General features: G+C 73.8%; 11 protein-coding genes. 6 read left to right on the top strand and 5 right to left on the bottom strand.

What is annotated here, in order from left to right; genetic code table 11:
* Positions 1–106: 106 nt before the first annotated feature.
* The 3 genes from ACQ5SO_RS00225 (at position 107) to ACQ5SO_RS00235 (ending at position 5,275) form a co-directional block, all read left to right on the top strand.
* Positions 107–976 (top strand): MurR/RpiR family transcriptional regulator, encoded by an 870-nt coding sequence (locus ACQ5SO_RS00225; RefSeq protein WP_430939547.1) that lies wholly within the window; start codon positions 107–109, stop codon positions 974–976.
* Positions 977–1,067: 91 nt separating this feature from the next.
* Positions 1,068–2,204 (top strand): exonuclease SbcCD subunit D, encoded by a 1,137-nt coding sequence (locus ACQ5SO_RS00230; RefSeq protein ID WP_430939548.1) that lies wholly within the window; start codon positions 1,068–1,070, stop codon positions 2,202–2,204.
* Positions 2,201–5,275, top strand: coding sequence for an AAA family ATPase (locus tag ACQ5SO_RS00235; protein ID WP_430939549.1), 3,075 nt, complete (start codon positions 2,201–2,203; stop codon positions 5,273–5,275). Before ACQ5SO_RS00230 ends, ACQ5SO_RS00235 begins: the two co-directional genes overlap by 4 nt.
* Before the next feature lie 21 nt (positions 5,276–5,296).
* On the opposite strand, the gene ACQ5SO_RS00240 is transcribed toward ACQ5SO_RS00235, so the two are convergent.
* The 5 genes from ACQ5SO_RS00240 to ACQ5SO_RS00260 all read right to left on the bottom strand — a co-directional run bounded on the left by ACQ5SO_RS00240 (position 5,297) and on the right by ACQ5SO_RS00260 (position 10,473).
* Positions 5,297–6,334 carry an L-idonate 5-dehydrogenase gene (locus ACQ5SO_RS00240; protein ID WP_430939550.1) on the bottom strand — a complete coding sequence of 346 codons (1,038 nt, stop codon included), beginning with the start codon at positions 6,332–6,334 and terminating at the stop codon, positions 5,297–5,299.
* 8 nt (positions 6,335–6,342) lie between these two features.
* Positions 6,343–7,620, bottom strand: coding sequence for a TRAP transporter large permease (locus tag ACQ5SO_RS00245; RefSeq protein WP_430939551.1), 1,278 nt, complete (start codon positions 7,618–7,620; stop codon positions 6,343–6,345).
* Positions 7,620–8,108 (bottom strand): TRAP transporter small permease, encoded by a 489-nt coding sequence (locus ACQ5SO_RS00250; RefSeq protein ID WP_430939552.1) that lies wholly within the window; start codon positions 8,106–8,108, stop codon positions 7,620–7,622. The genes ACQ5SO_RS00245 and ACQ5SO_RS00250 overlap by 1 nt, the downstream gene beginning before the upstream one ends.
* A 633-nt stretch (positions 8,109–8,741) precedes the next feature.
* Positions 8,742–9,716 carry a TRAP transporter substrate-binding protein gene (locus ACQ5SO_RS00255; protein ID WP_430939553.1) on the bottom strand — a complete coding sequence of 325 codons (975 nt, stop codon included), beginning with the start codon at positions 9,714–9,716 and terminating at the stop codon, positions 8,742–8,744.
* Positions 9,717–9,777: 61 nt separating this feature from the next.
* A complete protein-coding gene (locus ACQ5SO_RS00260) occupies positions 9,778–10,473 on the bottom strand; it encodes a GntR family transcriptional regulator (protein WP_430939554.1) in 696 nt (231 codons plus the stop codon).
* A gap of 133 nt (positions 10,474–10,606) precedes the next feature.
* Here ACQ5SO_RS00260 and uxuA point away from each other — a divergent pair, with 133 nt between their 5' ends.
* The 3 genes from uxuA to ACQ5SO_RS00275 are packed head-to-tail and all read left to right on the top strand — an operon-like array spanning position 10,607 to position 14,222.
* The gene (gene uxuA / locus ACQ5SO_RS00265; protein WP_430939555.1) at positions 10,607–11,830 is read left to right on the top strand and encodes a mannonate dehydratase; all 1,224 of its coding nucleotides are present in this window, start codon (positions 10,607–10,609) and stop codon (positions 11,828–11,830) included.
* Positions 11,827–13,314 (top strand): mannitol dehydrogenase family protein, encoded by a 1,488-nt coding sequence (locus ACQ5SO_RS00270; RefSeq protein WP_430939556.1) that lies wholly within the window; start codon positions 11,827–11,829, stop codon positions 13,312–13,314. The genes uxuA and ACQ5SO_RS00270 overlap by 4 nt, the downstream gene beginning before the upstream one ends.
* The gene (locus tag ACQ5SO_RS00275) at positions 13,314–14,222 is read left to right on the top strand and encodes a sugar kinase (protein ID WP_430939557.1); all 909 of its coding nucleotides are present in this window, start codon (positions 13,314–13,316) and stop codon (positions 14,220–14,222) included. The genes ACQ5SO_RS00270 and ACQ5SO_RS00275 overlap by 1 nt, the downstream gene beginning before the upstream one ends.
* Positions 14,223–14,307: the final 85 nt, after the last annotated feature.

Raw genomic sequence — 14,307 nt, forward strand, 5'->3', positions numbered from 1 at the left:
GGGCCGCGGCGTTGCGCGGCGAAACAAACCATGAAACGAACGCTTGAAAATGGTCAAGGGGTGAGGCCATATGTTTCACAATTCCGCCGCAATCCAGGGAAGATTCATGCCCTCACCGCCGCCTGAGACCATCGAGGAGCTTCGCCGGGCCCTCGCCGAGATCGCGCGCGGGGGCTCTCCGCGACTCGCTTCGCTGGCCCTGTGGGCCTTGGATTCGCCCGAAGAAATCGCCTTCCAGTCGGTGCGCGGCCTGGCCGAGCTGTCGGGGGCCAATCCCAACACGGTGTTCCGGCTGGCGCGGGCGATGGGCTTTGCAGGCTATGACGAATGCCGCCAGGCGTTCCAGCGCGCGATCCGGCCCGATGCGGGAATCTACCGCGAGCGGGTTGAACGGCTCCAGAACGAGGATCACGGCGCGCTGCTGTCGGCCGCCCACGCCGCGGCGCTGCGCAATGTCGACGACCTCTACGCCCCCGAGAACCTCGAGCGGATCGCCCGCGCGGCCGAGATCCTGCGCGGGGCGCGCAAGGTGTATTGCGTCGGCGTGCGCTCCTGCCACGCGCTGGCGCATTACCTGGCCTACACGGGGCGCATGGCGTTTCCGGGGTTCGAGCCCGCCTCCTCGCATCCCGGCGGCATCGCCGATTTGCTGGTGGGCTGCGGGCCGGACGACGTGGTGATCCCGATGACCTTCCGCCTCTATTCCACCGAGACCGTGCGCGCCCATGCGCTGGCGCGGCGGCGCGGGGCGAAGGTGATCGCGATCACCGACAGCTACGCCTCGCCGGTGGCCGAGGGGGCCGAGATCGTGTTCACCCCGATGATGGAGGGGCCGCAGATGCTCCCGTCCCTCGCCCCCGCCTTCGCGCTGGCCGAGATCCTGGTGGCGGAGATGGCCGCGGGCTCGGCCGAGGCGGGGGAGCGGATCTCGACCCACGAGCGGCGGCTGCTGGAGCACGGGGCGTACCTGCCGTGATCTGGGCCCTGATCGGGGCCAGGATCAGGGCTTGAGGGGCGGCGCGGCGGGGGCCTACAACCAATGCCCCGCCCGCGTCCCGGAGAGCTTCATGCGCATCCTGCACACCGCCGACCTGCATCTCGGCCGCCAGTTCAACGGCCTGTCGCTGGAGGCGGACCAGCAGGACGCGCTGGACCAGGTGCTGGCGGCGATCCACGCGCACGGCCCCGAGCTGCTGATCGTCGCGGGGGACGTGTTCGACCGCGCCCAGCCCCCGGCCTCGGCCCAGCGGCAGTTCAACGATTTCCTGCGAAGGGTGGCGGCGACGAAGACCGCCGTCGCCATCATCTCGGGCAATCATGACGGGCCGGACCGGATCGAGGCGATGGCCGCCTTCACCGACCCCGCCCGCGCCCTGATCCGCGGGGCGGCGACGGCGGAGGAGCCGCCGATGCTGCTGCACGACGCGCACGGGCCGGTGGCGGTCTCGGCGCTGCCCTTCGTCTATGAGCACGCGGCGCGGGAGGCGCTGGGGGACCCGTCCATCGCCACGCCCCATGACGTGATCGCGGCGCAGATGGCGGCCGCCCGCCGCGCGGTCCCCGAGGGCGCGCGCCATGTCGTCGTCGCCCATGCCTTCGTCGCCGGCGGCGCGGCGGGGGAGACGGAACGCCCCCTCGCCGTCGGCGGGATCGAGACGGTGGACGCGGCGGCCTTCGACGGCGCGCATTACGTCGCGCTCGGCCACCTGCACCGGCCCCAGCACGTGACCGCGCCCCATATCCGCTATTCCGGCGCCCCGCTGGCCTTCGGCTTCGACGAGGCGGGGGCGGCGAAATCCATGTCGCTGGTGGAGCTCGGCCCCGAGGGCGTCGCGCGCATCGAGGAACTGCCCTTTACCCCCCTCCGGGCCGTGCGACTGCTGCGCGGCACGATGGCGGAGCTGCTGGCCCTGCCGCAATCGGACGACATCGTGGCGGCGGAGCTGACCGACGACGCGCCCCCGGTCGATCCGATGCGGCGGCTGCGAGAGGTGTTCCCCAACGCCTGCCGCCTGACCCACCTGCGCAGCCTGCGCGCGCCCGAGGCGAAATCGGCCCTCGCCGCCCCCGAACGCCCCGCCGACCCGATGGAGGTGCTGGGCGGCTTCCTCGAGACCGTGCGCGGGATAGGCCCGGACGCGCGGGAAACCGAATTGCTGGCCCGCGCGCTCGGCGCCCTCAAGCGCAAGGAGGACGAGGCATGAGGCCCCTTCGCCTGACCATGCAGGCCTTCGGCCCCTTCGCGGGGCGGGAGGTCGTGGATTTCCGCGCCGCCGCCGCCTCGGGGCTGTTCGGGGTCTACGGGCCGACGGGCTCGGGCAAGTCCACCATCTTCTCCGCCCTCACCTTCGCCCTGTTCGGCGAGCCGGCGCGGGAGGAGCAGGAGCCGCGCTCGCTGCGCTCGGACCTGTCCCCCGCCGACCTGCCGACCGAGGTGGAGCTGGTGTTCGACATCGGCCCCAAGCGCTATGTCATGCGGCGCGCGCCGGAACAGATGCGCCCGGCGAAACGCGGCGGCGGCGAGACGAAGGAGGCGCACAAGGCGTTCCTGTTCGACGCCACCGGCATGGCGCTGGAGGAGATCGACGAGGCCAATCCCGGCAAGGTCATCGCCGAGAAGAAGGTCAAGACGGTGAACGACGCCGCGAAGGACCTGCTCGGCTACGGCCCCGAGCAGTTCCGGCGCATCGTGCTGCTGCCCCAGGGCCGGTTCGAGGCGTTCCTGGCGGCGGATTCCAAGGACCGGCTGAAGATCCTCAAGGACCTGTTCGACGTCTCGCTCTACAGCCGCCTGGCGCGGCAGTTGAAGGAAGACGCGGCGGGCGCCGAGCGGGAGGTGCGCGAGGCGCGGGCCGTCTGCGCCGGGCGCCTGCAGGCGGAAGGGTTCGAGAGCGTCGAGGCGCTGGCCGGGGGGATCGAGGCGGCGGGCGAGGAAGTGGCCGCGCTGAAGAAGGCCGAGGCCGGGGCGGGGGACGCTGCGAAACGCGCCCGCGGCGCCGCCGCCGAGGCGCGGCGGATCGAGGGGCTGTTCGCCGCCTCGGAAACCGCCGCCGCGGCGCTGGCCGGGATCGCCGCGAAGGATGACGAGGTCGCGGCGCTGGAGGCCGGGGTGCAGCGCGCCGCCAAGGCCGCGGAGCTGCTGGACGTGGAGACCGCGCGGGACGACGCCGCGCAGGAGGCGCAGGAGGCGCAGGCGGCGCTGGAGGCCGCCGAGGCGGCGGCGGAAAAGGCGGCGGGGGCCGCCGCGAAGGCCGCCGGGGCCTTGGACGCAGAACGGGCGAAGGCGCCGGAGCGGGAGGCGCTGCGGGCCGAGGCGGAGACGCTCGCCCGCCATGCCGAGGTGCTGGAGGCCGCCGCCGGGCTGGCGCAGGAGGCCGCCGCCGCCGAGGGGCGGGCCAAGGCGGCGCGGGACAAGGCCGGGGACGCGGAGAAACACGCGCAGGAGGCCGCCGACGCGCGCCGGGCGCAGGACGCGGCGCTGGCCGGGATGCGGAAGGCCGAGGCCGAGCGCGCCCGCCTCTCGGCCCTGTGCGACCGGCTCGCCGCGCAGGGGCGCGAGGCGGCGGCGCAGGAGAAGGCGACGGCGGAGCTGGCCGCCGCGCAGAAGGACCTGGAGGCGGCCGAGGCGCGCCACGCGAAGGCCGAGGCGGCGGCGAAGGCCGCGGATGCCGCCCATGACGCCGCCGAACGGGCGCTGTCCGCGGCGCAGGCGCAGCACCTTGCGGCGTCGCTGGAACCTGGCGCGCCGTGCCCGGTCTGCGGGGGCTGCGAGCACCCGGCCCCGGCGCGGGGGGCCGAGGGGCATGCCGGGCTCGACGCCGGGTTCCGCAAGGCGCGCGCGGCCCGCGACGCCGCGCAGCACGCGCTGGCACAGGCCGCCGGGGCGCTGGATGCCGCCCGCAGGCTGCTGCAGGACCGGCAGGAGCGGCTGGCGGGGCTGGAGGCGCCGGGGCGACCCGCCGAGGCGCTGCGGGCGGAGTGGCGCGCGGCGGATGCGGCGCTGAAGGCGCTGGGCCCGGCGCAGGACGTGGGGGCGGCGGAGGCGCGTCTCTCGGACCTCGCCGCGGCGCAGGAGGCGGCGGAGGGCGCGCGCGACGCCGCCCGCGCAGCGGCGTCCGAGGCGCAGGCCGAGGCCGCCGCCGCCGCCGCGACGCTGAAACAGGCGCTGTCGGCGGCGCCCGAGGCGCTGCGGGATCCCGCGGCGCTGGAAGCCGCGCGCGCGAAAGCCGACCGCGCCGTCGCCGAGGCCGCCAAGGCGCTGGAAACCGCCGAGACCGCCGAGCGCACGGCCCGCGAGGCCGCGCTGACCGCCGCGGGCGCGCAGGCCGCCGCCCGCACGGCGCTGGCAGGCGCGCAAGGGCGGGCGCAGAAGGCCGCGGAGCTCTTCGCCGCGCGCCTCTCGGAACGGGGGCTGGACGCCGAGGCCTATGCCGCGCTGAAGCCGAAGATCGCGACGCTGGACGCCGACCGCGCGGCGGTGGAGGCGCACAGGACCGCCCGCGCCGCCGCCGCCGCCAAGGCCGAGGCCGCGGCGCAGGCGGTGGCGGGGCAGGAGCGCCCCGACCTCCCCGCGCTGGAGACCGCCGAGGCGGAGGCGGAGGCCGCGCTGAAAGCCGCCGCCGACGCCCGCGCCGCGGCGGAGACCGCCCGCGCGGCCCTGATCCGCCTGCGCGAGGCGCTGGCCGAGGAGCTGGCGCGGCTCGACAGGCTGGAGGAGGAGACCGGGCCCCTGCGCGGCCTCGCCGCCCTCTGCGACGCGGGGAACGATTTGCGGATGGACCTCGAGACCTACGCCATCGGCGCGATGTTCGACCGGGTGCTGGCGGCCGCCGACCGCCGCCTGCAGCCCATGTCCGCGTGCCGCTACCGCCTGCGGCGCGAGGAGGAGGCGACGGGCGGGCGCGCGCGCCGCGGCCTCGGGATCGAGGTGTTCGACCTGCACACCGGCCGCGCCCGGCCCACGGCGACGCTTTCTGGCGGCGAGACCTTCATCGCCGCGCTGGCGCTGGCGCTGGGGCTGGCGGATGTCGTGGAAAGCGCCGGGGGGAAGGTGCGGCTCGACACCATCTTCATCGACGAGGGGTTCGGCAGCCTCGACGCCGAGGACGGCTCGGGGACGTTGGAACAGGTGCTGCAGGCGCTGGAAGACCTGGCGGGCGGGGCGCGGGCGGTGGGGCTGATCTCGCACGTCCCCCTGGTGCAGGAGGCGGCGCCGAACGGGTTCTACGTGCGCAAGACGCCCGCGGGCAGCAAGGTGGAGCGGCGGGGGGCCTGAGCGCCCCCCGCGCGCCGGTCGTCAGAACGACAGGTGGACCTTCACCGCGCGGGTGCGGTCGCCGGCGGTCTCGAACGCTTCCTTCGCCTGCGAGAGCGGGAAGGTCCCGGTGACCATCGGCGTCACGTCGATGGCGCCGGAGGAGATGAGCCCGGCGGCGGCGGCGAACTCGCGGTCGAAGCGGAAGGCGCCGCGCAGCTTGATCTCCTTCGCCACCAGCATCCCGAGGGGGACGGTCGCCTCGCCCGCCATGCCGACCTGCATCAGCGTGCCGCCGGGGCGCAGCGTCTCGAGGCAGGTCTTGATCGCGGGACCGGCGCCCGAGCATTCGAAGGCCACGTCGAAGGCGCCCTTTTCCTCGGCGTAGGGCGCAAGCGCATCGGCCTGGGAGAGGACGTTGACCGTCTTGTCCGCGCCCATCTTCGCCGCCACGTCCAGCACCGCGTCCTGCAGGTCGGTCACGACGACCTCCTCCGCGCCGCCGCTTTTCGCCAGCGCGACGCAGAGGGCGCCGATGGGGCCGGCGCCGGTCACCAGCACCCGCTTGCCCGACAGGTCCCCGGCGAGGTTGCGGGCGTGCAGGCACACGGCCAGCGGCTCGGTGCAGGCGGCGGCGGAGGCGGAGACGCCCGGGGCCATCGGCACGCACTGGGCGGCGTCGACCACGATCCGCTCGCGGAACAGGCCCTGCGTGTGCGGCAGGAACATCGCCGAGCCGTTGAAGCGCATCGACAGGCACTGGCGCGGGGTTCCCTCGGCGCAGAACCGGCATTCCCCGCAGGGGCGCGAGGGGTTGATGGCGACGAGCTGGCCGGGCTTGAGCCCCTCGACCCCTTCGCCGAGCGCCTCGACCTCGCCCGCCGCCTCGTGCCCGAGGATGATGGGTTCGCGCACGCGGATGGCGCCGATGCCCCCCTCGTGGAAATAATGAAGGTCGGACCCGCAGATCCCCCCGGCGCGCAGGCGCAGCAGGACCTGGCCCGCGGCGGGCGGGGCGACGGGCTCGCTCTCGACCCGCAGGTCGTGGACGGCGTGAAGACGGCAGACGCGCGTTTCCATGGGCTCGCTCATTTCATCAGGGTCGCGGGCAGCCAGGTGGAGAACACGGGGAAGTAGCTCACCAGCAGCAGGACCGCGATATTGGTCAGAAGATAGGGCATGATCGCCTTGATCACCGGCGCCAGCGGCAGGCGGGCGATGTTGGCGCAGACGAAGAGGCAGACGCCGACGGGGGGCGTGGTCAGGCCGATCATCAGGTTCAGGACCGCGAAGGTCGCGAAGTGCAGCGGGTCGATCCCCACCGCCGTGGCCAGCGCCAGCAGCGGCGTGAACAGGATGATCAGCGCCGCGATCGTCTCCATGAACATGCCGACGAACAGCAGCAGCAGGTTGATCAGCAGGATCACCAGCAGCTTGTCGTCGGTGATCGACAGCACCCCGTCGGCGATCATCTGCGGGATGCGCTCGGACACCAGGATCCAGCCGAAGACGTTGGCGAAGCCCACCAGCGCCAGGATGGCGGCGGCCGAGGTCGCGCTGTCCATCACGATCTTCGGTACCTTGCGGATCGGCAGGCCGCGATAGATGAAGGCGCCGACGAAGAAGGCGTAGACGGTGGCGATCACCGCCGTCTCGGTCGGCGTGGCGATGCCCGAGAGCAGCCCGACCACGATCAGCGCCGTCATGGCGAGGGCCCAGAAGGCGCCGAGGAAGCTCGCGCCCAGCTCTCCCATCCCCTGCCAGGGCTGGCGCGGATAGTTGTTGCGCCGGGCGATGAACCACGTGGTGAACAGCATCGCGACGCCCATCAGCAGGCCCGGGATGGCGCCCGCCAGGAACATCTTGCCCACCGAGATCCCCGACAGCGCGCCGACGATGATCATCGGCACCGAGGGCGGGATGATCGGCCCGACGGTCGAGGACGCGGCGGTCACCGCGGCGGAGAAATCGGCCGGGTAGCCCGCCTTTTTCATGCCGGGGATCATCATGCCGCCGATGGAGGCCGCGTCGGCCACCGCGGTGCCCGACACGCCGCCGAACAGCATCGAGGCGGCGACGTTGGTCAGGCCCAGCCCGCCCCGCAGCCAGCCCACGAGGGCGGTGGCGAAGCGCACGATGCGTTCCGTGATCCCGCCCGCGTTCATCAGGTTGCCCGCCAGGATGAAGCCCGGGATGCAGAGCAGCACGAACACGTCCATGCCCGCGTACATCTTCTGCGGGATCACCACCAGCGGCAGCCCGGCGAGCAGGATATAGGCCATCGAGGCCAGCCCCAGCGTCACCGCCACCGGCAGGCCGATGATCAGCCCGCCCACGAAGGTTCCGATCAGCGCGAAAAGCTCCATCACGCGTCCTCCTGCGGGCGGGTGTCGACGCCCGCGATTTCGGCCGCCGCGCGCAGCAGCGAGAAGAGCCCGAGCGAGACCAGCATCACCAGCACCGAGGCGTGGATGAAGTCCATCCGCACGCCGAGCGCGGGGGAGGTCTGGAAGGCGCCGATCGAGGTGTACTGCCAGGCGGGCATGACCAGCAGCCCGCACATCCCGGCGGTCAGCAGGGCGCAGATCACCCGCAGGACCTTCGGGGCGATCCCGGGAAGCGCCTCGCACACGATGTCGACGTTCACGAGATCGCCGGACAGCAGCGCGGGGCCGAGCCCGAAGGCGGCGAGGAAGAGGAGCGCGTAGCGGGTCAGCTCCTCGGTCCAGACGGGGCTGTCCTGGATGATGACGCGGCCGACCACCTGGGTCAGCACGGCGCCCATCAGGACCGCGAAGGCGAGGCCGGCGGCGATGCGGCAGGCCCCGGTCGCGACGGCGAGCAGGCGTTGCATGGGATGGGATTCCGGTTGGCTGGCGCGGCCGTGCGGCGGCCGGATCATGGGCGGATCGCCCGGGGCCCCGCGGCGGCGCCCCTGCGGAGGGGCGCGGCGCGCGGACGGGCCCGGGCGGGGCGGGCGGGCGCCCCGGCCGGATCCGGCCCCGGGCGCCGCGGAGGCGGGGCCCGCGCCATGGCCCGGGGTCCGGGCCCGCGCGGGCGGGAAGCGGGCGGGCCGCCCGGCCCGGCCCGCGCCTTGCCGGGTCGGCGCGGCGGGCGGGGCGGGTCGGGCGGCCCGGGGGGGACGCTTGGGCGCGGGACCCCGGGGCAGAAGGACCGGGACCGCTGAGGCGGACGCGTGCGGCGGGCGGGACGGCCCGGCGCGGCCTGGGCCCGGCGGAAGACGGGCCGGGTGAGGCGAAGGTTCGGGCCCCGGACGGCGCGCCCGCGGCCCTCGTGGGGGGAGGGGCGCCGCGCGCGGGGGGAAGGTCCGGGGCCCTCGGCCCGCCCCGCCTGCGCCGAGGGGGGGCGCGGGGCGGCGGGCGTTCGGGTCTGGGAGCGATCCGGCCCGGGGCGTTGGGGCCCCGGACCGGGTCGCGACCGCGCGGCGGGCCTCGGCCCAAGGCCCGCCGCGCGGAGGGGGTGCGCCTTATTCGGCGAACAGGCCTTCGACGATCGGCTTGATCTCGTCGTTGACGTTGGCGAGCACGGCGTCCTTGGCCTTGGCGGCATAGGCGGCGCCGTCGACCTCGGTGAAGGTCATGCCCTTGCCCTCAAGGTACGCGCGGTCCTCGGCCAGCGAGGCGAGGAACAGCTCGCGCTCATAGGCCTGGGCGGCGGCGGCGGCGTCCATCACGTGGGCCTTGTCCTCATCCGACAGCTTGTTCCAGGCGAGCTCGGAGATCGTCAGGTAGATCCAGGAGCGCACGTGCTGGGTGAGGTTCACGTGGGACTGGACCTCGTTGAAGTTGGCCGAGCGGATGAGCGCGAGGGGGTTCTCCTGCGCGCCGATGGCGCCGTTCTGCAGCGAGGTGAACACCTCGGAGAAGGCCATCGGGGTCGGCTGGGCGCCGAGCGCCTTCCACACGTCGACGAAGAGCGGCACGTTCGGCACGCGCATCTTCAGCCCGTCCAGGTCGTCCGGGTGGGCGATCGGGCGGTTCGAGGTCAGGTTGCGCGGGCCGCGGGCGAAATAGGCGATCGGGCGGATGCGCGCGCGCTCCACGATCTGGGCCTTGATCTGCTCGCCGATCTCGCCGCCGGCGACCTCGTCCATGTGCTCGAGCGACTTGTAGGCGTAGGGGACGGCCAGCAGGGCGGCCATCGGGGCCCAGTTCTGGAGCGATTCGCCGGTGATGGTCATGTCGGCGGTGCCCAGCTGCATGCCGTTGATGAGGTCCATCTCCTTGCCGAGCGACTCGTTCGGGTAGATCTCGACGGCGATGCGGCCGTCGGTGCGCGCGGCCAGCTCCTCGCCGAATTTCACGGCGGCCTTGTGCCAGGCGTTCTGCTCGTTGGCGAGGTGGCCGAGCTTGAGGGTCAGGTCCGCGGCCCAGGCGGGGGCGGCGGCGACGGCGGCCAGCGCGGCGAGGGCGACGGCGCCCGTGCGGATCGATTTGAACATGGGTTCCTCCGGTTTTTCTCGTTTCTCTCCCCCCGACGGGCGGCTGATCGGCAGGGCGCCGTCAGCCGAAGGTCCCGTCGAAGAATTCGGGACGCGCGGCGGCGACCTGGGGCAGGTCGCGCAGCACTTCGCGCAGGTGGCCGCGCATCGCCTTCTCGGCGGCGTCGGCGTCGCGTTCGGAAATCGCCTTGGCGATGGCGGCGTGCTGGATCACCAGCTTGCCGATGTGGAACTGGCGCGCGCTGATGTGGCGGACGCGGTCCATCTGGGTCTTGAGGCCCTGCACCAGCGACCAGGCGTATTCCTTGTCGGCGATGGCGGCGATGGCGCGGTGGAACTGTTCGTCCAGCACGATGAACGCGTCCGAGTCGTCCTGGACGCGGTGCTGGGCCTCGATCAGCTCCTTGAGGCGGGCGATGTCCTCGGGGCGGGCCAGTTCGGCGGCCTGGCGCACGATGTCGGCCTCCACCGCCTCGCGCACGAAGCGGCCCTGCACGACGGCCTGGACCTCTATCTTTTTAACGAAAGTTCCGCGCTGGGGACGGACTTCAACAAGCTTTTCTTCACTCAGCTTGATGAAAGTCTCCCGGACCGGCTGCCGGCTGAGTCCGAAGCGCTGGGCGATCTCGGCCTCCGAGATCCGCACCCCCGGCGCCAGATCTCCGCGGACGATCTGCTCACGCAGAATCCGGTGAAGCTGCGGCCCCGCGGCCTCGCCCTGCGAGATGCTCCAGTCGTGGTTGGACAGTTCGGTCATGTCGGTCTCCCGTCCCCTGTATCCGCCATACTTCCATACTAGTCAACTCCTTTCCGTTCTGCTAACTCTGGGGGCGACATCACGGAAAACGATCCCGCCCCGCGAGAGAGGGCGGGACAGCGGAGGACGCGGCATGCGGCAGACCTGGCGATGGTTCGGACCCCGGGATCTGGTCTCGATCGACGACATGCTCCAGGCGGGCGTGCAGGGGGTGGTTTCCGCCCTTCACCACGTGCCCACGGGCGACGTGTGGACGCCCGGGGAGATCGCGAAGCGGCAGGCCGAGATCGGCCGGATGAAGGACGGCGCGCCCTCCGGCATCGCCTGGGAGGTGGTCGAGAGCCTGCCGGTCTCCGAATCGATCAAGAAGCAGGCGGGCGACTGGCGCGCCCATGTCGCCAACTGGATCACGTCGATGCGCAACCTGCGCGCGGCGGGGATCGAGGTGATCTGCTACAACTTCATGCCGGTGCTGGACTGGACCCGCACGGACCTCGCGCATCGGCGGCCCACGGGCGCGACCTGCATGCGCTTCGACCTGGTCGACTTCGCCGCCTTCGACATCCACGTGCTGGCCCGTCCGGGCGCGGCCGAGGATTTCCCCGAAGGTGTGCGCGAGGCCGCCGCCGCCCGGTTCGCGACGATGGATGACGCGACCCAGGCGCAGCTTGCGAACAACGTCGCCTTCGGCCTGCCCGGCGCGGCCGACAACATGACGCTGGCCGACGTGCGCGCGCACCTGGCCGAGTACGCCCACATGTCCGAGGACGCGCTGCGCGCGAACCTGGTGGCGTTCCTCGAGGAAGTGACCCCCGAGGCCGAGAAGATCGGGATGCGCCTGTGCTGCCACCCGGACGACCCGCCCTTCCCGCTGCTGGGCCTGCCGCGGATCATGTCGACCGAGGCGCAGTACCGACAGGTGCTCGACGCCGTGGACAGCCCCGCCAACGGCGTGACGCTGTGCTCCGGCAGCCTCGGGGCGCGGCCCGACAACGACCTGCCGGGGATGATGCGCCGCCTCGGGGACCGGGTGCATTTCCTGCACCTGCGCAACGTGACCCGCGAAAGCGACGACATCCGCGGGTCGTTCCACGAGGCCGAGCATCTCGGCGGCGACACCGACATGGTGGCGCTGATCCACGCGGTGCTGGAAGAGGAAGCCCGCCGCCGCGCCGAGGGCCGCGCCGACTGGAACATCCCGATGCGGCCCGATCACGGGCAGGACATCCTCGACGACCTGACGCGCAAGGCGCAGCCGGGCTACCCGGCCATCGGCCGCCTGCGCGGGCTGGCCGAGCTGCGCGGGGTCGAGGCGGGGCTCTCGCGCCTTATGGGCGGGGCGGAGGCGGCGCAATGACCGCGCGGCTTTCGGACCTGTCGCAGGTCGCGCCCGGCGTGCGCCTGCCCGCCTATGTCCCGGCCGCGCATGGCGTCGGGATCGTGCATCTCGGCCTCGGGGCCTTCCACCGCGCCCACCAGGCGGCGGCGACCTGCGACGCGCTCTCGGCCTCGGGCGGGGACTGGCGGATCTGGGCCGCGTCCCTGCGCAGCGCCGCGGCGGCCGAGGCGCTGGGCCCGCAGAACGGCCTCTACACCCTGCTCGAGCGGGGCGAGGCGCTGTCGGCGCGGGTGATCGGCGCGCTGGCCGGGGCCGCGGGCGGCGACGGCGCGGCGGCCGAGGCGCTGGCCCGGATGGCCGCGCCCGGGACCCGCATCGTCACGCTGACGATCACCGAGAAGGGCTACGGCCTCTCCCGCGCCGCGGGGGGCTGCGACCCGGCGCATCCCGCCGTGGCCGCCGACCTCGCCGATCCGCGCAGCCCGACGGGCGCGCTGGGCCTGGTGGTCGAGGCGCAGCGGCTGCGCCGCGCCGCCGGGCTGCCCTTCCTGACCGTGCTGTGCTGCGACAACCTTCCCGACAACGGCAAGCTGCTGAAGGGCGCGCTGGTCGATTTCGCGATGCGCGCCGGCGACGGCGCGCTGGCCGAGGCGATGCGCGCCGAGATGGCCTGCCCCTCCTGCATGGTCGACCGCATCACGCCGCCCGCCACCGGGGCGACGCTGGCCGACGCCGAGCGGCTGACCGGCTGCGCGGATCTCGGCGCCATCGAGACCGAGCCCTTCTTCCAGTGGGTGATCGAGGATGACTTCCCCACCGGCCGTCCCGACTGGGAGGCCGGCGGCGCGCAGTTCGTCGAGGACGTTGCCCCGTACGAGGCGATGAAGCTGCGGATGCTCAACGGCGCGCATTCGATGATGGCCTATGTCGGCGCGCTGTCGCATGTCGAATACGTGCGCGACGTGATGGCCGACCCGGCGCTGGCGCTGCTGGTGCGCCGCCACATGGCCGCCGCCGCGGCGACGCTGCCGCCGATGCCGGGCGCGGACCTTCCGGCCTATGCCGAGGCGCTGGCCGCCCGCTTCGCCAACCCCGCCATCGCCCATGCCACGCGCCACATCGCCATGGACGGGACCGAGAAGCTGCCCCAGCGGATCCTCGCCCCCGCCGTGGACGCGCTGGAGGCGGGCCAGCCCCTGCGCCCCTTCGCCTTCGCCGCCGCCGCCTGGATGCGCTGGGCGATGGGGGTGTGCGACGACGGGCGCGACCACCCGCTGAACGACCCGCGCGAGGCCGAGATAAAGGCCGCGCTGCGCGGCGTGCAGGGGGCCGCGGGCATCCGCGACGCCCTGGCGGGCCTGCCGGGCCTGTTCCCCGACGCGCTGCGCGGGTCGCCCGAGTGGGCGGCCGAGGTGGAATGCGCGCTGGCCCTGATGCTGTCGCGCGGGATGAAGGCCGCGGCGGAAGCGGAAGCGGACGCGGCGGCGCGGGAGGCGGCGTGATGGCCGCCGGACCGGGCAAGCTGTTCCTCGCCGTCGGCGAGGTGATGGTCGAGCTTTCGGGCGACGGCCCCGGCCTGTGGCGCGAGGGCGTGGCGGGCGACACCTACAACACCGCCTGCCACGCGCGCCGGGCGCTGCCCGCGGACTGGCGCGTGGGCTATTTCACCCGCCTCGGGACCGACCCGTTCTCGGACCGAATCGCCGCCGCCGCCGAGGCGCGGGGGCTGGAGACCGGGTTCATCGCCCGCGACCCCTCGCGCCGCCCCGGCCTCTACGCCATCGCGCTGAAGGACGGGGAGCGCAGCTTCACCTATTGGCGCGACCGCTCGGCCGCGCGGCTGCTGGCCGATGACGAGGGCGCGCTGAGCGCTGCCTTCGGGCAGGCCGCCTGCATCCATGTCTCGGGCATCACCCTGGCGATCCTCGCGCCCGACCGGCGCGCGGCGCTGATCGCGGCGATGGCGCGGGCGCGGGACGCGGGCGCGGCCGTGGTGTTCGACGGCAATATCCGCCCGGCGCTGTGGGAGGATGCGGCGGCCATGCGCGCCGCGCTGACCGCCGCCGCGGGCGCGGCCTCGATCGCCTTGCCGAGCTTCGACGACGAGGCGGCGGCCTTCGGCGACGCCGACATCCACGCCACCGCGGCGCGTCTGCACGCCGCCGGGGCGCGGGAGGTGGTGGTGAAGAATGGCGGCGGGACGGTGCTCGTCTCCGGCCCCGATGGCGCGGCGGAGTTGTCGGACCTGCCGAAGGTGACCCCCGTCGACACCACCGGCGCGGGCGACAGCTTCAACGGCGCCTTCCTCGCCGCCCGCCTGACCGGCGCGGGGGCGGAAGAGGCCGTGCGCGCGGGCCATGCCTGCGCCAGCGCCGTGGTGCTGCACAAGGGCGCGCTGCCGCCGCTGTGACGCCTTTGGGCCGCTGCGCGCCGAGCCCCGGGCCGCCCCTGTGACGCAGGGGCGGCCCGTTGCGGTCATGGCCCCGGGCGCGCAG

The organism is Rhodovulum sp. DZ06 (assembly GCF_050586345.1).
Classification (GTDB): domain Bacteria; phylum Pseudomonadota; class Alphaproteobacteria; order Rhodobacterales; family Rhodobacteraceae; genus JBOCEF01.

What these genes read in the sequence shown, in the direction of transcription:
- ACQ5SO_RS00225 (WP_430939547.1), top strand. Translation starts at nt 107, where the DNA reads ATGCCCTCACCGCCGCCTGAGACCATCGAGGAGCTTCGCCGGGCCCTC.
- ACQ5SO_RS00230 (WP_430939548.1), top strand. Translation starts at nt 1,068, where the DNA reads ATGCGCATCCTGCACACCGCCGACCTGCATCTCGGCCGCCAGTTCAAC.
- ACQ5SO_RS00235 (WP_430939549.1), top strand. Translation starts at nt 2,201, where the DNA reads ATGAGGCCCCTTCGCCTGACCATGCAGGCCTTCGGCCCCTTCGCGGGG.
- ACQ5SO_RS00240 (WP_430939550.1), bottom strand. Translation starts at nt 6,334, where the DNA reads ATGGAAACGCGCGTCTGCCGTCTTCACGCCGTCCACGACCTGCGGGTC.
- ACQ5SO_RS00245 (WP_430939551.1), bottom strand. Translation starts at nt 7,620, where the DNA reads ATGGAGCTTTTCGCGCTGATCGGAACCTTCGTGGGCGGGCTGATCATC.
- ACQ5SO_RS00250 (WP_430939552.1), bottom strand. Translation starts at nt 8,108, where the DNA reads ATGCAACGCCTGCTCGCCGTCGCGACCGGGGCCTGCCGCATCGCCGCC.
- ACQ5SO_RS00255 (WP_430939553.1), bottom strand. Translation starts at nt 9,716, where the DNA reads ATGTTCAAATCGATCCGCACGGGCGCCGTCGCCCTCGCCGCGCTGGCC.
- ACQ5SO_RS00260 (WP_430939554.1), bottom strand. Translation starts at nt 10,473, where the DNA reads ATGACCGAACTGTCCAACCACGACTGGAGCATCTCGCAGGGCGAGGCC.
- uxuA (WP_430939555.1), top strand. Translation starts at nt 10,607, where the DNA reads ATGCGGCAGACCTGGCGATGGTTCGGACCCCGGGATCTGGTCTCGATC.
- ACQ5SO_RS00270 (WP_430939556.1), top strand. Translation starts at nt 11,827, where the DNA reads ATGACCGCGCGGCTTTCGGACCTGTCGCAGGTCGCGCCCGGCGTGCGC.
- ACQ5SO_RS00275 (WP_430939557.1), top strand. Translation starts at nt 13,314, where the DNA reads ATGGCCGCCGGACCGGGCAAGCTGTTCCTCGCCGTCGGCGAGGTGATG.